At 52.6% G+C, this 18,903-nt stretch carries 17 protein-coding genes; 10 read left to right on the forward strand and 7 right to left on the reverse strand.

Features of this window, described 5'->3' with window-relative positions; genetic code table 11:
- Nucleotides 1-268 precede the first annotated feature (268 nt).
- Nucleotides 269-628: a hypothetical protein gene (locus ACQ4M4_RS15380; RefSeq protein WP_430685316.1), complete on the reverse strand. Its 360-nt coding sequence runs from the start codon at nucleotides 626-628 to the stop codon at nucleotides 269-271.
- Between the two features lie 485 nt (nucleotides 629-1,113).
- On the opposite strand from ACQ4M4_RS15380, the gene ACQ4M4_RS15385 reads away from it, so the two are divergent.
- On the forward strand, nucleotides 1,114-2,439 hold the full coding sequence (locus ACQ4M4_RS15385; protein ID WP_430685317.1) for a glycosyltransferase family 4 protein: 1,326 nt from the start codon (nucleotides 1,114-1,116) through the stop codon (nucleotides 2,437-2,439).
- 139 nt (nucleotides 2,440-2,578) lie between these two features.
- Here the strand turns inward: ACQ4M4_RS15385 and ACQ4M4_RS15390 are convergent, their stop codons facing one another.
- Nucleotides 2,579-2,944: a hypothetical protein gene (locus ACQ4M4_RS15390; RefSeq protein WP_430685318.1), complete on the reverse strand. Its 366-nt coding sequence runs from the start codon at nucleotides 2,942-2,944 to the stop codon at nucleotides 2,579-2,581.
- A gap of 268 nt (nucleotides 2,945-3,212) precedes the next feature.
- Complete coding sequence (locus ACQ4M4_RS15395; protein ID WP_430685319.1) at nucleotides 3,213-4,082, reverse strand: hypothetical protein; 870 nt, start codon at nucleotides 4,080-4,082, stop codon at nucleotides 3,213-3,215.
- Between the two features lie 603 nt (nucleotides 4,083-4,685).
- Here ACQ4M4_RS15395 and ACQ4M4_RS15400 point away from each other — a divergent pair.
- Complete coding sequence (locus ACQ4M4_RS15400) at nucleotides 4,686-5,792, forward strand: Fe(3+) ABC transporter substrate-binding protein (RefSeq protein WP_430685320.1); 1,107 nt, start codon at nucleotides 4,686-4,688, stop codon at nucleotides 5,790-5,792.
- A gap of 170 nt (nucleotides 5,793-5,962) precedes the next feature.
- Here ACQ4M4_RS15400 and ACQ4M4_RS15405 read toward each other — a convergent pair whose 3' ends face one another.
- Nucleotides 5,963-6,625 (reverse strand): Fe2+-dependent dioxygenase, encoded by a 663-nt coding sequence (locus tag ACQ4M4_RS15405; RefSeq protein ID WP_430685321.1) that lies wholly within the window; start codon nucleotides 6,623-6,625, stop codon nucleotides 5,963-5,965.
- Nucleotides 6,626-6,818: 193 nt separating this feature from the next.
- Here ACQ4M4_RS15405 and ACQ4M4_RS15410 point away from each other — a divergent pair, with 193 nt between their 5' ends.
- Nucleotides 6,819-8,198, forward strand: coding sequence for an imelysin family protein (locus ACQ4M4_RS15410; RefSeq protein ID WP_430685322.1), 1,380 nt, complete (start codon nucleotides 6,819-6,821; stop codon nucleotides 8,196-8,198).
- A gap of 98 nt (nucleotides 8,199-8,296) precedes the next feature.
- Nucleotides 8,297-9,700 (forward strand): di-heme oxidoredictase family protein, encoded by a 1,404-nt coding sequence (locus ACQ4M4_RS15415; protein ID WP_430685323.1) that lies wholly within the window; start codon nucleotides 8,297-8,299, stop codon nucleotides 9,698-9,700.
- Between the two features lie 112 nt (nucleotides 9,701-9,812).
- Here the strand turns inward: ACQ4M4_RS15415 and ACQ4M4_RS15420 are convergent, their stop codons facing one another.
- Nucleotides 9,813-10,118, reverse strand: coding sequence for a YkvA family protein (locus tag ACQ4M4_RS15420; protein WP_430685324.1), 306 nt, complete (start codon nucleotides 10,116-10,118; stop codon nucleotides 9,813-9,815).
- A gap of 507 nt (nucleotides 10,119-10,625) precedes the next feature.
- On the opposite strand from ACQ4M4_RS15420, the gene ACQ4M4_RS15425 reads away from it, so the two are divergent.
- The 5 genes from ACQ4M4_RS15425 (at nucleotide 10,626) to ACQ4M4_RS15445 (ending at nucleotide 14,086) form a co-directional block, all read left to right on the forward strand.
- On the forward strand, nucleotides 10,626-11,222 hold the full coding sequence (locus ACQ4M4_RS15425) for a CHRD domain-containing protein (RefSeq protein WP_430685325.1): 597 nt from the start codon (nucleotides 10,626-10,628) through the stop codon (nucleotides 11,220-11,222).
- A 461-nt stretch (nucleotides 11,223-11,683) separates the two neighbouring features.
- Nucleotides 11,684-12,271, forward strand: coding sequence for a sigma-70 family RNA polymerase sigma factor (locus tag ACQ4M4_RS15430; protein WP_430685326.1), 588 nt, complete (start codon nucleotides 11,684-11,686; stop codon nucleotides 12,269-12,271).
- A 19-nt stretch (nucleotides 12,272-12,290) separates the two neighbouring features.
- On the forward strand, nucleotides 12,291-13,064 hold the full coding sequence (locus tag ACQ4M4_RS15435; RefSeq protein ID WP_430685327.1) for an anti-sigma factor: 774 nt from the start codon (nucleotides 12,291-12,293) through the stop codon (nucleotides 13,062-13,064).
- Nucleotides 13,065-13,222: 158 nt separating this feature from the next.
- On the forward strand, nucleotides 13,223-13,582 hold the full coding sequence (locus ACQ4M4_RS15440) for a methyltransferase domain-containing protein (protein WP_430685328.1): 360 nt from the start codon (nucleotides 13,223-13,225) through the stop codon (nucleotides 13,580-13,582).
- A 159-nt stretch (nucleotides 13,583-13,741) separates the two neighbouring features.
- Nucleotides 13,742-14,086, forward strand: coding sequence for a hypothetical protein (locus ACQ4M4_RS15445; RefSeq protein WP_430685329.1), 345 nt, complete (start codon nucleotides 13,742-13,744; stop codon nucleotides 14,084-14,086).
- 179 nt (nucleotides 14,087-14,265) lie between these two features.
- Here ACQ4M4_RS15445 and ACQ4M4_RS15450 read toward each other — a convergent pair whose 3' ends face one another.
- Nucleotides 14,266-15,285 (reverse strand): tetratricopeptide repeat protein, encoded by a 1,020-nt coding sequence (locus ACQ4M4_RS15450; RefSeq protein ID WP_430685330.1) that lies wholly within the window; start codon nucleotides 15,283-15,285, stop codon nucleotides 14,266-14,268.
- 754 nt (nucleotides 15,286-16,039) lie between these two features.
- Here ACQ4M4_RS15450 and ACQ4M4_RS15455 point away from each other — a divergent pair.
- Nucleotides 16,040-17,671 carry a B12-binding domain-containing radical SAM protein gene (locus ACQ4M4_RS15455; protein ID WP_430685331.1) on the forward strand — a complete coding sequence of 544 codons (1,632 nt, stop codon included), beginning with the start codon at nucleotides 16,040-16,042 and terminating at the stop codon, nucleotides 17,669-17,671.
- Between the two features lie 34 nt (nucleotides 17,672-17,705).
- Here the strand turns inward: ACQ4M4_RS15455 and ACQ4M4_RS15460 are convergent, their stop codons facing one another.
- Nucleotides 17,706-18,695 (reverse strand): GntR family transcriptional regulator, encoded by a 990-nt coding sequence (locus ACQ4M4_RS15460; RefSeq protein WP_430685332.1) that lies wholly within the window; start codon nucleotides 18,693-18,695, stop codon nucleotides 17,706-17,708.
- Nucleotides 18,696-18,903 lie beyond the last annotated feature (208 nt).

Below are 18,903 nucleotides of genomic sequence, written 5' to 3' on the forward strand. Positions count from 1 at the left end.
CACACAGAGACTTCGGTTCCAGCCAATTCTAGGAGTGCATGCGCCAAAAGTACCCATGAGAGTACCTGACAGAGTGCTCTCACTCCAGCACAATAATCACGGTGCCAGCCGCTGGTGCATCATGAGCGCTGAGAGCAACGTTTCGATGCTGGCACCTTTCTTAACCGATTGACGCAACGTTTGTGGGCAAGTCCCCAAACTCAGCATGACTCAGCATTGCCAAAGGCAGAAATCGCTTTGGCAATAAAGGATGAAGCTGAATAGCGGCTTATGGAACCGAAATCCGTAGCTGATTTTCAGTTTCGCCAACTTCGGTATTGGGGCGCAGAATCAACGTTTCGTAATTGATTGCCGCCGCTGCGGGACGCTCGTTCGCAGTGCGCGAATTAATGTTCTCCGAGACCTCGTTCAAATCAACGGTGTCGCCGCCGCCACCGCCCTCATCATCGGGTGGAAACAACCGCTGAAAGTCTTCGAACCCGCTGCGCTCTTCTGCGCCTTCTTGTAGCAGAGCGGCCGGGTCTTGCACTGGGTCTGCCTCTTGCGCATAGGTGGCGATCGCCCCCATGCTTGCCCCCATGACTACTAGCGAACCCGAAGCGATGATTACACGTGTTAGCTGAATCATAATTTTGCTCCTGCTATTTGCCTGAACACTCGTTTGCTAAAACTGTATGGATGAACTGGAGTGCACCACGATTCACGGGAGGCGTCACAAGCGACAAGACGATCGACAATTAGGGTTGGGACAATTAGGGTTAGGACTCTAGGACGAGATCGAGAAGCAAGGGCAAGCTGTAGGGCAACTTGTTTTATGGGCTAAACCTCAGGATCGATCCTTTCTCCTTTTTAAAGTAATGCGAGTTTTTGAGCTGTTGTGAAAAACACGGGAAAGGTTTTATGGGAAAAGTTTTCACAAGACGGTACACTCCTACCTAACTTCTCAGCTCTCATTAGTTCAACCGCAGTCCAACTGCATTGGGCCAACCTTGGATGACTCGGAGGGCGGCCGGCTCAGGCGGTGCTGCCTGTTGCTACCCGTAGCCTGCGTAAAATGAGTCCATCCGGCTGAAAGTTATTTAATCGTATTCATGAAGCATTGCCCCACAGCCTATGCGTGTTCTTTTTCTGCATAACAACTTTCCGGCCCAGTTTCGTGAACTGGCGCGTGCCCTAGCCCAAGATCCAAACAATGAGGTGGTATATGGGACAAAGCATACTGATCCGGTACAGTTGGCGGGAGTGCGCAAAGTTAACTACGCCCCAACTCGCGAGCCACATCCTGATGTGCATCATTATGTGCGCAGTTACGAGAGTGCGGTGCTGCATGGGCAAGCGGTTGTGAGAATGGCGCTTCAGCTGAAGCAGGCTGGATTTGAGCCGGACGTGGTATGCAGCCATTCTGGTTGGGGAAACGGCATGTTTATTAAAGATGTGTTTCCTAAAACCAAGCTGCTGTCTTACTTTGAGTGGTTTTGCAATGCCGAAGGGGCCGATGCTGATTTTGATCCGGCCTATCCGCTGAATATGGATGACTATTTGCGGATTCGGGCTAGCAATGCTCCGATGTTGGTGGATTTATATAGTAGCGATCGCGGTATTTCTCCCACATACTGGCAGCGATCGCAGTTCCCAACCGAATTTCACGACAAAATTACGGTGCTGCACGATGGGGTGGATACCAACTACTTTTATCCAGAACCAGGCGCCAAGCTGGTGCTGCCAGAGTACGGCTTGGACTTGTCTCACGTGGATGAACTGGTAACCTATGTGTCGCGAGGCATGGATGCTTATCGGGGATTTCCTCAATTTATGGAGGCGATCGCCCGTTTGACAGAACGCCGCCCCAACTGTCATGTGGTAATTGTAGCGGGCGATCGCGTCGCTTATGGTCCTGCCGCCCCCAAGGGCAACAGCTTCAAAGACATCATGCTCGAAAAGCTGCCCTCGCTGGATCTCAGCCGAGTTCACTTTGCTGGAACCATGCCCTACGGCCACTACAAACAAGTGCTGCGAGCCTCGAAGGTGCATGTTTACCTAACGCGACCCTTTGTGCTGTCGTGGTCGCTCATGGAGTCGCTTTCGTCGGGCTGTGTGGTGGTTGCTTCCGATACGGCTCCTGTTCGGGAAGTGATTCAAGATGGCGTGAATGGCTTTTTGGTTGACTTCTTCTCTCCAGACAAAATCGCTGATCGCATTGAAGACGCCCTGATTCACCAGACCGATCTCCAGCCAATGCGTGAAAAAGCACGGCAAACCGCGCTCGATCGCTATGCCCTGTCCACCCTGTTGCCGCAGCACATTCAACTTCTTGAGGAGTTAGCCGGGCCGATGAAGGACTCCCCTGCCAAAGTTACACAGCCGATTGCTAAATCAGCCAAACCAGCGAAACCAGCCAAATCCAAAAGTGCTCCCAGCAAGGGATTTGGTCGAGTTTAGCATCAAGCAAGCCGCCAAACTCTGGGCTTGCTAGAAGGGCCGGATTAGGCCCGCCATGACCAAAGATTTGCCCATGCACTGAACCCTGAACCCTACATAATTAGGAGCCTATGAGAGGGGCAGGATGTAACCTTCGTGCCTATCCCTTTTTGGGCATGGGCTTGACGAGATTGGGGCGCTTGGGAGGTGTTGTGCCTGGGAATAGGTTGGGGTCTAACACTGAGGTATGGGTTTGCGGAGGCGGATAGCTGGCATCGGGCGAGCTGCGCAATATGGATACGCTGGGGCTCGGCATTTTGGGCAGCAAATTCTCGGGGAGGATTGACTGCTGAGTGTGCAGTGCCTCATCAACCCGCAATGCCGATGGCATTAAAATGGTGGTGCCTTGCTGAGGAGTCATGGCCTGTAGGGTGTGATCTGGCAAGACGGATGTGCCTACTTGGGCAGACAAGGTTTCATTCACTGGAGTGGAACCACGAGGCGGCAGAGAATGGTCAGTATCCATAAGCAACAAACCTCCTGAGCGATCGCCCCTGGCAAGGGTTTGGCGAGAGGGCAGTAGAGCATTTGATCCCCAAATCCAGCGTCTCGATTGGCATGTTGAATGGATCAGCATGGGCGCGATTGGGGTGCGCGATCGTGAGCTGGGTGGAGATATAGCCCGAATGCCGCCGTGAAAATTCCTTACCGAACGGGATGTTTATTCACTATAGCTTTCAGGGTTCAAAAAGATTATTTCGTTTTCTAATGCAAATACTAAGACTGACGCAGCCTTAAGGCATGCCTGCCATAAGCTGACGCAGCTCGTCCTCGGTCATTGGCTCGTCAGTTTTAAGATAACGGGTGCCGCTCGGTGTAGAAACAACGCTCAGGTAATATTCCACCGCTTCATCTTTGGCCACAGCATAAACGCGCACACCAGTATCCAAGTTCAGCGCCAGGACTTCGGTGCTGTAGCCCTGAGCCGCTAAGGATTCCTCAAGTCCACGGGCTAGCGATCGCCACTGGGTATCGTCTGTTTGCCAGCAGTCTTCGCGGCTGGCGCATCCCTGAGTCGCTCCTTCCACATGGGGAAAAGAGATCTCATCTTCAGCTTTGGGAGACTCGGGCGTATTGGCCACAGTTTGAACCCGCTGATCCAGTTCTGTTTCCAGTGCTGTTGGAGTTTCGCTCGGTGCCGCTGGAGTTGCTTCTGGGGTGGGAACCACCGAAGCAGGCGACGCAGATGGGGTGGGAGTGGGGGTGGATGTCGCAACTGGGGACGGAGTGGGCGATGGCTGTATAACAGGCTGTTGTACATTGGGACGCTGCACAGTCGGTTGCGGCACCATAGGACGGGTTACAGGCATTTGCACGATAGGTTGCGAGGCGGGCCGGGGGGCTGTCACAGCAGATGGGGTGGGTTGTGGAGTCACCTGGGGCCGTGACCTGGGTGTACGTTGTGGGGTTGGGGCAATGGGGGTGAGCGAAACCCTTTCCTCGGGTGGGGGTAGGGGCTCTGGCTGGTTGGGCAGAATTGGCAACACCAAGACAACCCCATGCAGAATCAGCGAAACAAATAACCATGGCCGCAGCACAAACTGTACGGGTGCGGGCAAATTCTTCAAAAAGGTGGGCTGGAGCATGAGAGCGGGATCAGACAAAAACTGCGGATGCGGATGGGCGAACAATTAGGCGATGCTGAGCAACCTCAAGCCTTGGGCCATCGCCCCTAATCCAGGTTCTGGAATCCCTAGTGAGTGCATCTCAACACAGTTTGGGGATCAAGCTACCCAGTTGGGCTATGCATGGAGGGTTCGCTTGCGTTAGACCGTGGGCAACGCGGTCGGCTTATTCAGCTTATTGAAAATAATTTTAGCTGAGGTTAGGACATGCTGTGGTTCGCCTCAGGCGTTATCCTATTCTTTTTGATGGGCAAGGGATAGGTAAAAGGGCGGAAACGCTTTTATCACAAGATCTTGGGCGGTGGATGCTCCGATATCCTTGTCTTGTGATCGATTTCACAAAGTATAAGAAATGTCTATTAAAAGTTGAGAAATCTTGGCTAATTAAGAATTACTTTCAATAATGTACAATACTTCTGGCAACGGAACAGCTTCGCTGTTTTTCTGGGTAATGAAGCCTAGCCGATGCAATGGCCTGTGATAGAGCTGCGCTGTTGTGCGATCGCTCAGCAAGGCTTATCGGAATCATCATCTTTAGCGTGCTCTCTACGCTTCATGGAATCAGTGTTTAGGAGAAAAAACATGAGAAAAATGACTCGGCGCGTGTTTCTCGCATCGGGCGGGGCAATGGCTGCCGTGGCTGCTACCCAGCTGGGGCGATCGCAGCCCAGTCTGGCGCAAAATGCTCCGCGCTTTAATCGGCCTGGTCGTCCTTCCCGGAGCGGTGGCGTCGTCAACCTTTACTCGTCACGGCACTATGACACCGACGATGCGCTCTATCAGAGCTTTGCTGAGCAGACCGGGATTCGGGTGAACTTGGTTGAGGCTGAGGCCGATCAGCTGATTGAGCGGATCAAGAGCGAAGGTCAAAACAGTCCCGCCGATGTGTTGATTACGGTTGATGCTGGACGTTTGTGGCGCGCTGAGCAAGAAGATTTGTTTTTGCCTGTGTCGTCTGCAACGCTGGATTCTCGAATTCCTGCTAGCTTGCGGCATCCCGACGGGCTGTGGTTTGGCTTTACGCGTCGCGCCCGCGTGGTGATGTACCACAAAGATCGGGTGAACCCGGCTGAGCTGTCAACCTACGAAGACTTGGTTGATCCCAAATGGCGCGGCAGACTGCTGGTTCGCTCTTCGACCAATGTGTACAACCTGTCGTTGACGGGATCGATTCTAGAAGTGCATGGTGAGGCCGATACCGAAGAGTGGGCACGCGGTTTGGTGGCAAACTTTGCCCGTCCGCCCGAGGGTGGCGACACGCCCCAAATCTTGGCTGTCGCTTCTGGTGTGGGAGATATTGCAATTTCCAATACCTACTACCTGATTCGTCTGCTGAAGTCGGATAAGCCCGAAGAGCGCGAAGCGGCTGAAAAGATTGGTGTCTTTTTCCCCAACCAGCGCGATCGCGGTGCCCATGTGAACATTAGTGGGGGTGGCGTGCTGAAAACGGCACCCAACCAAGCAGCGGCCATTCAGTTTTTGGAATATCTTTCCAGCCCCGAAGCCCAGCAATACTTTGCCCAGGGCAATAACGAATATCCGGCTGTGGCAGGTGTGCCAGTCGATGAAACATTGGCCAGCTTTGGCACCGATGCAACCGGAGTGAAGTTCGATGACATGAATGCCAGCATTTACGGGCGCAACAATCCCGAAGCGCTGCGCATTATGGATCGCGCAGGTTGGAAGTAGAGACGTTCTGATCCAACGTCTCTACTCCGGTGTGGGGCGGGTGTTGCTAGCCTAAGGGATGCCCGCCTCAACCCCTTGAATTTATCTTAATTCCCTCCCGCGTTTTACTTGCCGCGTCGGCACTGCCAAGTTTGAAGTTGCCGACGCTGTTGAGTTGGCTCTTCGCAGGGCTAGGTTTCTGCCCATTTCCGCAGCAAGTTGGCATGGGTTTTGCTGAGCAAGTCAAATTCTGAGGTTTTACCGTGGGTTTCGAATAGGGTGTGGCGGACAGTGTCGAGGTCAAACAAGATTTCGCGATCGCCTGCATCTCTCACATAGCTTTGCACCCAGGTCACAGTCACGAGCCGCTCGCCAGTGGTGACGGGTTCTACGTGGTGCAAGGTGGTAGAGGGGTACACCACCATCGACCCGGCCTCTAGCTTAAAGGGATGACTGCCTAAGCTATCTTCAATGACCAGTTCTCCCCCTTCGTAGGTGTTGGGATCATTCAAGAAAAGAGTGAGCGATACATCGGTTCGCAAGTTGCCCATGAGGGCGTTGTCAACATGGGTGCCGTAGCTCATGCCGGGTGTATAGCGGCTAATCAGGGGCGATCGCACCAGTTTGGGGCGAACCGCCATTTGAAAAACTGAATTGTTCTGAATCGCATTCAAAATCATCTGTTTTAGCTCAGGGGCGATCGCTGCATCCTCTTTGAGCTGTGTATTGTGTTTCACTTGTCGAGCGTGCCAGCCAGCGGTTGTTTTGCCATCAACAAACGATGCAGCGGCCAGTGCATTGCACAGATAGCTAAGTTCTTCGGCGGTGAGAACGTTTCCGATGCAGAGAATCATGGGCCAAATACTTGAAACAATTGATGGGTCAGGTTTTGAGGAAATTCAAATCGAAATGGAACCGAGCTGAGACGGTTGGATGATGTGTCGTAGGCTGCCACACAACACATCATCTCAAGCTCGGATTGGGATTCTGCACGAGGTGTGTGAATCCTGTGGAATCTAAATTAGTCAAGCATGAGGAAGGAGCAAAATGAAGCGGAGCAGAAAAGTTTGGTTGGGAGTTGGCACTTATGTGGTGGCCAACATGGCTGGTGGGGCCGTGGCCCTTTCGACCGTGGAGGCTGCTGTTCCCGCCTACGCTGAAGAGGGCGTAGAGCTGCTGAGCCAGTCGAGTGTTCCAGACGGTGGCGAAGGCGGTGAAGGCGGTGAAGGCGGTGAAGGCGGTGAGGGCGGTGAAGGTGGTGAAGGCGGTGAGGGCGCTGGGCAGCCTACCTCTGTTGCCCCAATTTGCCGAGCGGTTGCTGTTGATGGCGGTGGTGAGGGGGGTGAAGGCGGGGCGGTGGCAACGCAGCCTGCGTCTACCATTCCTTCGATTAGAACTTATGTGTCGCAAGCTGACCAGGCAACTGCGGCGGCCGCCCAGTTTCGCGATCGCCAGATTCTCGTTGATTTTGTCGATCAGGTCATTGTTCCAACCTATCGATTATTGGGTCAAGAGGCAGAGAGCCTGTCGCAAGCTATTAATGCGCTGGCGGCCAATCCCACCGATGTAACGTTGCACAACGCCCAACAGGCTTGGCTGGATGCGCGATCGCCCTGGGAGCAAAGCGAAGCCTTTGCCTTTGGCCCTGCCGAATCGTTGGGTTACGATGCTGCCCTCGATGATTGGCCCGTAAATGAGGTCGATGTGCAAGCCGTTCTCAACAGCCAAGACACCCTGAATGCAGACTATTTGGGCAATCTGCAAACCACCCAAAAGGGATTTCACACGATTGAGCTTTTGCTGTTTGGCAACAACAACGATAGGGTACTGGCAGACTTTACCCCCCGTGACTTGACCTATTTGCAACTGCTGGGCTCGGCCTTTCAAGACACGGCCAATGCGCTACTCACCAGTTGGACTGAAGGCGTAGATGGGTATCCCCCGTTTCGTGATGAGTTTGTGAATGCGGGCAACGGCAGTACTACTTACCCAACCCAGCAAGCTGCCGCTGAGGAAATGGTGCAGGGAATTTTGGGAATTTTGGATGAGCTTGCCAATGCCAAAATTGGCGAACCGCTGGCTGCACAGAATCCCTTTTTGCTTGAGAGCCGATTTAGCAATAGCTCGCTGCGCGACTTTACCTATAACTTGGCGAGTGTGCGCAACACCTACTTGGGTCAAGTTGCCGATGCAGGAACTCAGGGCAAGGGGCTGAGTGCGTTTGTGGCAGCGGTGAATCCGGTGCTCGATGCTCAAATTCGTCAATACTTAACGGCAGCGAATTCCACGATCGCATCCATTCCAGGGCCAATTGAGCAGTCGTTGTGCGACAGCAGTGCCCGCGTTAAGATTACGGTCGCCCGTGATTCTGTGCTGACTCTGTTCACTCTATTTGAGCAGGAAGTTTTGCCCCTGGTGCAAGATTAGGGTCTGTTTTCAGGGTTGGATTTTTTGGGTGTGCAGCGCACGGAAAATCCAACCCTCGCTCCCACCGATTTGCTGTGCTATTGGGAAAAAGGTTGAGTATGAGTCTTATTCGGCGCAAACGCCATCAAGTTTGGGTGTTGGGAGCCATCGCCGCTTTGGCTGGTATTTGGCTCTCTCTGGGGTTACATACGCCGGTGCGATCGCAGACTGTACCGTTAGCTGGTGGCGATACAACCATTCGCAACCGTACCTCTACCGCCTATAGTCAGCCCGCACCCAACTTGGATGCCGATACCCTGGCGCTGCATTTAGAAGGCGATCGCGTGTTTGATTCGGTGTTTGTAACGCCGCCTGCGCCTGTAAATCCCGGCTTGGGGCCGTTATTTAACAATGCCTCTTGCACGGGATGCCATATCAAAGATGGGCGCGGGATGCCGACAAAAGGGCAACTGTTGGTGCGTGTGAGCCAGGCTCAGATGCCAGATTCTCCGCCTGCTGCCGAACCCCTGGTACTGCGCGAGCACTACCACCCAGAAGCAGCGGTGAGCTTGGGCGATGCAACCTCGGTTCCAGGAATTGGCACTCAAGTGCAAGAGCATGCGGTGTATGGCTTTGAGCCAGAGGCCCAGGTTCACATAAGCTGGCGGACTCACACGGGAATTTATGGAGACGGCACCTCATTTTCGTTGCGATCGCCCCAAATTGCGATTCGCCAGCGCAACGGCCAACCCCTTTCCAGCAGCGTCATGACCTCCCCTCGAATTCCTGCGCCTGTGTTTGGCCTGGGTTTACTAGAAGCGGTGCCAGAAGCCGATATTTTGCAACTGGCAGATCCCGACGATCGCGATGGGAACGGCATTTCTGGTAAGCCGAACTATGTGTGGGATGTGGAGAAACAGGCTGAGGTGCTGGGTCGCTTTGGCTGGAAGGCCAACAATCCTACGCTACTGCAGCAAAATGCCGCTGCCTATGTCAACGATATGGGGGTGACCAACCCTCTGTTTCCCGAACCGGATGGCAGTGTGGAAGTGAGCGATCGCGAACTCACAGCGGCAACTGTCTATGTGCAAACGTTGGGGGTTCCAGCCCGTACCCTGCTCGATAATTCGCAAGTGCAGCAGGGCGAACGACTGTTTGCCAATACCTGCGCGTCCTGCCACATTCCAACCTTGCAAACGGGAAACCATCCCATTGCGGCGCTGGCTCAACAAACCATTCATCCTTACACCGATCTGCTGTTGCACGATATGGGTACTGGCTTGGCCGATCAACGTCCCGACTTTCGTGCCACAGGTACCGAATGGCGCACTCCGCCCCTGTGGGGAATTGGCTTAACCCAAACGGTGCTACCCTATTCTGGCTTTTTGCACGATGGCCGCGCCCGCACGCTCGAAGAAGCTATTCTATGGCACGGGGGCGAAGCCGAAGCCGCCAAGGAACAGTTCCGCACGATGTCTCAAAGCGATCGCGCAGCCCTAATTCAATTTTTGCGATCGCTCTAACTATGGCTTTTTGTACTCAATAAACAAAACTGACGTTAAAAAAAAACAAAAAAAGAGCGTTCAGTGAACACTCTCAAGACTCATAAAACTACGCAAACACTACTGCATAGAACTAGTCAATGGAAACAGCTTTGACATCCACGGGCTGACTGTCTTCAACAGCGTCTACCGATTGTTCACCCGACTTTGTTCTTTGCTCACTTACGCGCTGAATTAACAATTGAGATAGCTCTGTGAACAGAAGCGTGATGACTAAAGCATCATCAAGCTGACCCACCACAGGGATAAAATCTGGCAGAAAATCGAACGGCATGAGGATGTATGCCAACGTTCCTGCAATAATCCACCAGCGATACTTTGGATTGCGAATTGTGTTGCGATACCAGCCGTACAGTCCTTCTAGCGCGTTTGTAGCCATCGGGTGTCCTCTCAATCAATATTCTTATTGTGGCAAACGCAATGGTTGGCGTAGAGGGAAGAAAACCGCCCGCCATTACCGCACAAACCCATCCTTAAAACTTCAGCAAAAGACACGTTCCTTTCACTCCCAGGTTTGTGAGGAGGTGAGGGTCATTTGAGGTCTTGAGACAGCTTTTGTACAGACAACATCGCTGATGTGGTTCAGCCTGCAACCTAAGTCTAGCCTTGGTTTGGTGATCAATGCTGGAAAAACATGAGTTTTGGATAAGCTGAAGTGCCCATTTTTGTGTGCGCGTCGCGCACACAAAACCGCGCAAACCTTAGAAAAGCCCTTAACCGAAACTGACGTTGGAAAAAAATCGAGTTGGTGCATCCAACTCGGCACCTGTGTCGTATCACTAATGACTTTATTCAAGCAGTCACGACCTTGTGCGATCGCCTCTGGTTGCGCAAGGTCATTTATTCCCGTGTCTATTGAGCCACATCACCCTATTCACATTTACCCATGAGTAAGCGACGCAATCTAATAAACGTTCTTGTTGGCTGTTTCACCTGCCTGCTGGTTGTCGTTTTTTCGGCTCCGGCGGTTCAGCCAACTTCTGCATTGACCACCGTAGAGCAATACGCCCAAGCCGACCTGAGGCAAGCCAAATCGGTACTGATGGCGCAGGGTGCCATAGAATCTGGCATGATGCGCTACATTGCCATCCTGAGCAAGGATAACGTTGTGCCGACGGAACCCTCGACCGATGCTTTTGGTACGGCTGGAGCCGTGTTGGCTGGCGATATGCTGGTTGTGCGTGGCGATTTTCGCAACCTGTCGAGCGCCCTGCGCGACTACACGGTAGATCCCGTCGATCCGCCAAATCCCAACATTACCTCTGGAGTCCACATTCACCGTGGCGAGCCTTCTGCCAATGGCCCCTTCCAGTATGCCCTGACCGTTAACCTCGATGACAGTGGCAACAAAGGCCGATTTTCTGGCGAATATCGTCTGACCGATGAGCAAGTGCAAGCCCTGAATAATGGCATGCTCTATCTCGATATTCACACCACGCGCAATCGCGCTGGGGAACTGCGCGGTGTGTTAGCCCCGTATTAATGCGCGATCGCTCGTGCGCATTGCAAGCATGAAGTTAAGGTTTAAGCGTTGTACTTCGTGGCCTTTTTTTGGCTGCTATGCCTGGAAGTACAGCGCAAACGACTCCTTCAACTTTTATAAGCTTTTCCAAGAACATGCTGTTGCAGAATTTTGTGGCTGCAATGCGCCCATTGCACAGGTTTTTGCAACGGTTTCATCAGATGAATTATAAGAACTCGAATCAAACGTTCGTTCTGAATGGGCCAATGCCTTCCTTTTTGCGGATGCACCGCATCCGCAAAAAGGAAGGCTTTACTGAAGGGTAAGCAGTGCAGCCCTCAGAAAAGCCCTTGCCGAACTGACATTAATCGAAGAGTAGTAAGATGAGGGACAGTGCAATCGTCTTTGCAAGTTCTCTGTCCCCTGTGGATGAATGCCAGTTTGTAAGCGATCGCCGATCGAAATCTTTTACCTTCTGCATCATGTCGATTGAGTCCCCGGGTAACATTCCAGCGCCCCTACCTGACCTAAGCGATGCAGACCTTTATTTTCGACTAAAAGCGAACCAGCCTGAAGCACTTGGAATTCTCTACGATCGTCATGCCAGCTTGGTGTATGGCCTTGCGCTGCGAGTATTGGGCACTCAACAAGAGGCTGAAGACTTAACCCAGGATATTTTTCTCAATTTGGTGCGTTCGTCGTTTGACCCAAAGCGGGGGTCGTTGCGAACTTACTTGGCAACGCTAACGCGATCTCGGGCAATCGATCGGGTGCGATCGCGCACAACCGCTACCAACGTGTTGAGGAAGTGGCAACCCGGCAGTGGGGCAACCGAAACCCCCAACTTGCCCTTTGATTTCATTGCTCAGCGCGAGCAAGCTCAGGAAGTTCAGGCTGCACTTGCCGAACTCTCGGATGAGCAACAAACGATTTTGAGGATGGCTTACTACGATGGATTAAGTCAGTCTCAAATTGCAGAGCGGCTCAACATTCCGCTAGGAACAGTCAAGGCCAGAGCCCGTCGGGGATTGCTCAAGCTGCGCCAAACCCTCACAGATTACATCGGTTAAAGGCACTATGGCTCCATCCATGCCATCAGAACAGATTCAAGAGTTGATCGCGGGCTATGTGCTGGGCGATCTAGAACCCGACGAGGCAAATGCATTTGAGCAGTTGTTGACGACTGATCCGGCGATCGCCCATGAGGTGGCCCAGGTTCAGCAGGCTCTAGAGCTAAGCTACAACCCCACACCTGTAGAACCGCCTGCGCACTTGCGCATGGCCATTGTGCAAGCGGCAACTCAGGACGTGTCCACAACTTCTGCTGCAACTCCTGCTGCAAACCCATCTGCAACGAACACCATGCCGTTGCGATCGCGCACCGTGCAGTGGAATCGTTGGCTAGGCGTAGCGGCGGCTGGGCTGATTGCGGTCTTGGGTGTGAACAATTTGCGCCTGTGGCAAACGGTAAAGGTTCTGGAAGAACGGCAGCAACAGTACGAAACGCTGACCTATTCGCTGCAAAGCTTGGTCAATGCCCAAAATGCGAGCGTAACCATTACGGTTGATCCCAATACACTGCAAGCCAGTTTGGCGGTGGCAAATTTGCCTCCACCACCACCGGGCAAGGTCTATGCCATTTGGACGCTGCCGCAGCAAGGCACGCCCTTTACGACAGATGACAAGGGGGCGATCCTAACCGGAACATTTGAGGTGGATGCCGAGGGCAATATTGACTATCGAATATTGGTGCCGCCGGTGTTTCGCACGGTCGATTTAGTCGATAAAGTCGCCATTTCGCTAGAAGATGCGGAAGCTCCTCAACAGCATCAGGGCACGCCAATTATGATCACCGATTTGTAAGCTGCGATCGCCATGCTGCCCAAACCCTCACGCCTCATACGCCTAACGCACCATTAGACCTCTTGCGTGAATCGTTGTGTGGCACTGCCGCACAACGATTCACCCCTTCAAAAGTGCATTGATGCAAGAAGTCCATTGTTTCGGTAGGTTTGAGTGAGATGTCTGAGAATCAAGAGTTTTACGACAATCTGGATGTCAGAGCAAACTATTTTGCCCATCGTAGGCGACCTGATAACCCAAACGATGCATTAGAACGTCCGCTGTTTTTGGAACTTGCGGGTCAGTTAGCGAATTTAGACATGATTGATTTAGGGTGTGGAGATGCTTCGTTTGGCCAAGAAGCCCTATTTCAAGGTGCCCGCTCATACCGAGGTCTCGAAGCTTCCCAGACCATGGTTGACATGGCCCGCCAAGTACTGGCAAACACACCTGGAGAAGTTGTTCACGAAAGGATAGAAGCATGGCAAGCCCAGAGTGAACAGGCTGATTTGGTATCTTCACGGCTTGCCCTAAATTAACGTCAGTTTCGGTTAAGAGCTTTTCTGAGGGTTGCGCGTCGCGCAACCCTCAGAAAAGCCTATTTTTGCGTGCGCATCGCGCACGCAAAAATAGGCACTTCAGCTTATCCAAAACTCAGGTTAAATTACATTGAAAACCTGACTCCTGTGGTTCAGGAAATGTATAAAGCGCTCCGTCCGGGTGGACGGGTAATTGTGTCAGTCGAGCATCCTGTCATTACATCGAACTTTGCAAGTCTGGCAGAAGGCCGGCGCACGGCCTGGCTAGTCGATGACTACTTTAAGCCAGGGGCAAGAGTGCACAGGTGGCTTGGTTGTGAAGTGACAAAATACCACCACACGCTAGAAGAATATTTTGACTTGTTCACGAATGCTGGATTTGCAATAGAGCGCATACGGGAATCGTGCCCGAATAAAGACAATTTTTTGAGTGAGGAGGAGTACGAACGGCGTTTACGCATTCCATTGTTTTTGTTTATCTCTGCAAGCAAACTGAAGGGATAGGTTTCGTGAACTCAGTTCGAACATTTAGCCCTAGCTCAGTAGGGACTCCACGAGACTGCGATGTGCTTTGGTGTTCCACCAATTCGATAGCTCAAAACACCAAAATGGAACTGTATCGTTTTGCATCGTCCGTTTTGGTGTGAAGGGTTGAGAGAGCTTGAAGTGGTGAATATGAGCGCTTAGAACTGGCTGACTTTGGCATAATCGCCTAGGGAATAGTACAGAGTTCTGAGGCTATCGACTGCCTGCTGTTCTAGCCGCTCGTCTTCCATGGTGCGGGCCACGCTAAGGCGGCGCTCACAGCATTCAATTGCTTTGGTGTAGTTGCCCAGCGCATCGTAAATGACGGCCATGCTTTCCAGGGCTTGTTCTTCGTTGCGGCGATCGCCCAGTTCGTGAGCAATATCGAGCCGCTGTTGGTGGTAGGCGATCGCCTGGTTTAAGTTGCCCAGGGTGTAGCAGGCACTGGCCAAATTTTTGAGGACCTGAGCTTGGGCGTGTTGGTCGCCGAGCTGCTGCATCGTGGCCAGGAGTTGCTCATAGCAGTCGATGGTTTTGATGTAGTTGGCCTGGGCGTGGTAGGCATTCCCCAAGTTGCGGAGCACCTGGCTCTGCACTTGCAGGTCTTCAATCTCGCGGGCCAGCTCAAGGCTTCTTTCGTAATAGGCGATCGCCTGCTCGTAAGAGGCCGTCGCTTTGTATACCATGCCCAAGTTGTTGAGGGCAGCAATTTCGCCCCGTCGGTCATGGATTTGCTCGGCAATGCGCAAACTTTCGATCTTGTACTCAATCGCCTTGTCATAATCGCGCATGTGGCGATAGGCGTTGCCCAGGTTGCCCAGCGCTTGTCGCTCTGTTTTGCGATCGCAAATTTGCCGCGCGATCGCCAGGGCTTGATACGAATAGGCAATCGACTTCTCGTATTGGGCCAACGCATAGTAAGTCAACCCAATGCCGCTGAGCGTCATGCCTTCGCCCTGCAAATCTTGCAGATGGCGATAGCGAATCAGCACTTTTTGAAACGTACTCAGCGCAGAGTTATATTCTCGAATTTGGTAATATTCGATCGCCTTTTCGAGCAATTCATCCAATACAACTTTGGCTGGATTGGGCGGAACATGGGCTTGCCCTGCCTGTTCCCAAACTCGCTCCGTAGGGGGCACAAATGTATCCCGATAGGAGTCGTGTGGTGCAACCATTGACTGACCTCGTTCCATTCTGTGGTTTGATTCCAGATCACAACAATCTAGATGGGAGCAATACACTCCGGAACAACCGTTAACCCTGGTTAGGGTGAGCGATGCAATAGCAATTCGTATGTGTGAAACCCTAAGTTTGTAGATATGGCATCGCTCAACAATCGTGTTCAACAGGTGCGCTCTTCAGCGGCGAATGTGTACCAAAAGAATTGAGAGGATATTGCTATGCAACCAATTTCAAAAGCGATAACCGAACCGAATCAAGCTAGCAACTGAAATGCGTTGCTACTACTGAATCAATCAACTAAACGTCAATAAACAACGATGTAGATGTATCTGTCTTATTTATTCTTTTTAAGGTTTACATAAAACTCTAATGAAGCCACAGGGTAGAAGCGCTGATCTTCCAAAGGCGTAATCCGTGAACGCCTTGAGAAAATATCCGCATATCTTCGGGCTTTTCTTCGAAACTTGTCAACAAAATAGACATAGAGCGGTCGCTATGCTTGTCCAAATTCCGAGTATTCCAGCACAATGTTCTGCCTTTGTGTAGACGTGTAAACTTGACAAAAGTGCAATCGCTCATAGGCTTGCGCCAAACCTATGCCCTAGGTAAGAAGACAGGCATCAATCGTTCGCCATTGGCAATTTGCATCCCCGACCGGCCAGATTACGGTACGGATGCTGCCAAAAGGCCAAAAACACCCATGCCCAAGTGCTAGGCTGAAGAAAATTGCCAGGATATGGATTATCTGTGAGTTCTGTTTTCGCTTCAGAGCGGTTACTGTTTACGCCTGCGGTACCAACCGCCGACGCCATTCCCACCATCTTTGCCTTTCCGAATGAATATAGTATTGGCATTACGAGCCTGGGTTACCAAATTGTTTGGGCAACGCTAGCGCTCAATCCTGCGATTCAGGTGAGTCGGCTGTTTACGAATCTGCAAGAGTCATTGCCAGCTTCGCCAGAGCTGGTGGGCTTTTCGCTGTCATGGGAGCTGGACTATGGCAATGTGCTGGCGCTGCTGGAGCAGTTAGAAATTCCGCTGCGGGCCGAGCAACGAAGCGATCGCCATCCGCTGGTCTTTGGTGGTGGTCCCGTGCTGACTGCCAATCCCGAACCCTTTGCCGATTTCTTTGATGTGGTGCTGCTAGGAGATGGCGAACATCTGCTGGATGCGTTTGTGCAGGCTTATCAAGCGGTGCGCGGAGCCAGCCGAGCCGAAATGCTGCGCCACCTGGCCCAGGTGCCAGGAGTGTATGTGCCCAGTTTGTACGCAGTAGAGTACATCACACCCGATGGGGCGATCGCCACGATTCGACCTCAGGATGCTGCGCTCCCAGCGGAGGTTGAAAAGCAAACCTACCGGGGCAATGTGCTATCTGCCTCAACGGTGGTAACCGAGCACGCTGCCTGGGACAACATTTACATGGTGGAGGTGGTTCGGAGCTGCCCCGAAATGTGTCGGTTTTGCCTGGCCAGCTATCTCACATTACCGTTTCGGACTGCCAGTATGGAGGAATCGTTGATCCCCGCGATTGAGCGAGGATTAGCAGTGACCAATCGCTTGGGATTGCTCGGAGCCTCTATCACCCAGCATCCCGAATTTGATACCCTGCTGGACTATTTAAGTCAGCCCCAATTTGATGATGTCCGCATGACGCTGGCATCGGTTCGGACGAATACGGTGACCGAAAAGCTGGCCCAAATTTTGGTGAGGCACGACACCCGCTCGATCACCATTGCGGTGGAAAGTGGGAGCGATCGCCTCCGTCGCATTATCAACAAAAAGCTGGAGACCGAGGAAATTGTGCAGGCGGCACTTTATGCCAAAGCGGGTGGGCTCAGCAGCTTGAAGCTATACGGCATGGCGGGGATTCCCGGTGAGCAGCCCGAAGACCTGGATGCCACCGTAGAGATGATGCGCTGCCTCAAAAAAGCTGCGCCTGGGCTGCGGCTTACGTTGGGATGCAGTACCTTTGTCCCCAAATCTCACACACCCTTTCAGTGGTACGGGGTACGACCCGATGCCGAAAAACGGCTGAAGCAGTTGCAAAAACAACTGCGACCGCTTGGCGTTGACTTTCGACCTGAAAGTTTCAACTGGTCGGTGATTCAAGCTCTGATTTCTCGGGGCGATCGCCGCCTGTCCTATTTGCTGGAGATGGTGCGCCACTATGGCGATAGTTTGGGCAGCTACCGTCGGGCCTCTAAGGAACTGCGGGGACAACTGCCGGAGCTAGATTTTTATGTCTACCGCGATTGGTCAGTTGATCAAGTATTGCCGTGGGATCATTTGCGAGGCCCTTTGCCCAAGGCAACGCTCATCAAGCATCGAGACAGCGCGATCGCCGAAATGACATCTCCGGCATCTGCCGCCGTTTAAGCTCCACTGCCTAAATCGTTCTCAATCGTTGCTGCTATTCCAACCCCAACTCTCGCTTGAGTAAGGCAATGGACTTGTCGCCAATGTAGTTTTCGCAGGTGACAATGCGGGGTGCCCGAATCAGATCGTCGCGAACGCGCAGAATGGCGGATTTGACGGCTTCGTAGCTCGTCATATCAAAGCAGACGATGGTTTGCGAACTCCGTACCAAGGCATTGAGCTTGAAGGCATCTTCGGTTTGGGCAGTGGTAACTAGCAAGTCATCGCCACGCAGACTGTGGATAATGACTTCTGCCGCGCGCAAAATACCGGTGCTCAAGCTGACTAAGCCAATGTTGGAATGGCCGGGAATGGTTTTGAGCTGCTGCAGCTCTTTGCGGTAGTCGTAAATATCGATGGGGATAACCCTTACCGATTTGGGTGCAGCGATCGCCTCTGCCGTGCCAACAAAGTAGCGACTGGTCACCACCGTGCCACCCCGCGCCTGATCCAGCACATCTGCCAACTCTTCTAATGGAACGAGCTGCACCGGAATTTGCAGTGCCTGCTGAAGCTCGCGCACCATTAGCTCACCTGCACCAATATCTTCACGAGGCGAGGTGACCAGCACCCGAGCACTGCACCGTAGCCGCCAGTCAATTTCGGCCAAAAACAGTTCCCGAGCTTGACTCAGGGTGCAGCCGTGGGCCAGCAGTTCATCCAAACTGCGCTGCACCAGCTTGTACGCTTGGGGATGCTGATCGACGATGGGAGATCGACTGCCGCTACTGCCACCTTCGTCACCTTGAGCCCGCACATAAATGCCCGCTCCAGCCCGCGCATCGACAAATCCTGCGTCTTCGAGTTGGCGGTACACTTTACTAATGGTATTGCGGTGCAGCCCGGTTTGCATGGCCAACTGTCGGGTACTCGGTAGACGATGCCCCGGTGGAAACTGCCGCGAGGCGATCGCAAACCGGATCTGGTTGAACAATTGGCTAGATGCCGGAATCTCGCTTTCGGCCTGAATGTGGAACTCAACCATAGTCACGGTACCCAACAGTTGCGGCGCGCTCAAAAAAGATGCAAGGTATAGCGCACAAGGTATGCCATATCTACACTTAGAACGAAAGATTTTCCAGAAAAACCGCTCATTCTAAATGCTCAGACTTAGTTTACTTCTATATTTCGTGTTGAGACTGAAAACTCACTGAATTATCACCCACTTGGGTGACCACCTGAGTGATAAGTCT

The sequence above is a fragment of the Leptolyngbya sp. AN02str genome (assembly GCF_050565595.1).
Classification (GTDB): Bacteria; Cyanobacteriota; Cyanobacteriia; order Elainellales; family Elainellaceae; genus Kaiparowitsia.

Coding starts and splice junctions, on each gene's coding strand:
- ACQ4M4_RS15380 (WP_430685316.1), bottom strand. CDS start 628: ATGATTCAGCTAACACGTGTAATCATCGCTTCGGGTTCGCTAGTAGTC.
- ACQ4M4_RS15385 (WP_430685317.1), top strand. CDS start 1,114: ATGCGTGTTCTTTTTCTGCATAACAACTTTCCGGCCCAGTTTCGTGAA.
- ACQ4M4_RS15390 (WP_430685318.1), bottom strand. CDS start 2,944: ATGGATACTGACCATTCTCTGCCGCCTCGTGGTTCCACTCCAGTGAAT.
- ACQ4M4_RS15400 (WP_430685320.1), top strand. CDS start 4,686: ATGAGAAAAATGACTCGGCGCGTGTTTCTCGCATCGGGCGGGGCAATG.
- ACQ4M4_RS15405 (WP_430685321.1), bottom strand. CDS start 6,625: ATGATTCTCTGCATCGGAAACGTTCTCACCGCCGAAGAACTTAGCTAT.
- ACQ4M4_RS15410 (WP_430685322.1), top strand. CDS start 6,819: ATGAAGCGGAGCAGAAAAGTTTGGTTGGGAGTTGGCACTTATGTGGTG.
- ACQ4M4_RS15415 (WP_430685323.1), top strand. CDS start 8,297: ATGAGTCTTATTCGGCGCAAACGCCATCAAGTTTGGGTGTTGGGAGCC.
- ACQ4M4_RS15420 (WP_430685324.1), bottom strand. CDS start 10,118: ATGGCTACAAACGCGCTAGAAGGACTGTACGGCTGGTATCGCAACACA.
- ACQ4M4_RS15425 (WP_430685325.1), top strand. CDS start 10,626: ATGAGTAAGCGACGCAATCTAATAAACGTTCTTGTTGGCTGTTTCACC.
- ACQ4M4_RS15430 (WP_430685326.1), top strand. CDS start 11,684: ATGTCGATTGAGTCCCCGGGTAACATTCCAGCGCCCCTACCTGACCTA.
- ACQ4M4_RS15435 (WP_430685327.1), top strand. CDS start 12,291: ATGCCATCAGAACAGATTCAAGAGTTGATCGCGGGCTATGTGCTGGGC.
- ACQ4M4_RS15440 (WP_430685328.1), top strand. CDS start 13,223: ATGTCTGAGAATCAAGAGTTTTACGACAATCTGGATGTCAGAGCAAAC.
- ACQ4M4_RS15445 (WP_430685329.1), top strand. CDS start 13,742: ATGTATAAAGCGCTCCGTCCGGGTGGACGGGTAATTGTGTCAGTCGAG.
- ACQ4M4_RS15450 (WP_430685330.1), bottom strand. CDS start 15,285: ATGGTTGCACCACACGACTCCTATCGGGATACATTTGTGCCCCCTACG.
- ACQ4M4_RS15460 (WP_430685332.1), bottom strand. CDS start 18,695: ATGGTTGAGTTCCACATTCAGGCCGAAAGCGAGATTCCGGCATCTAGC.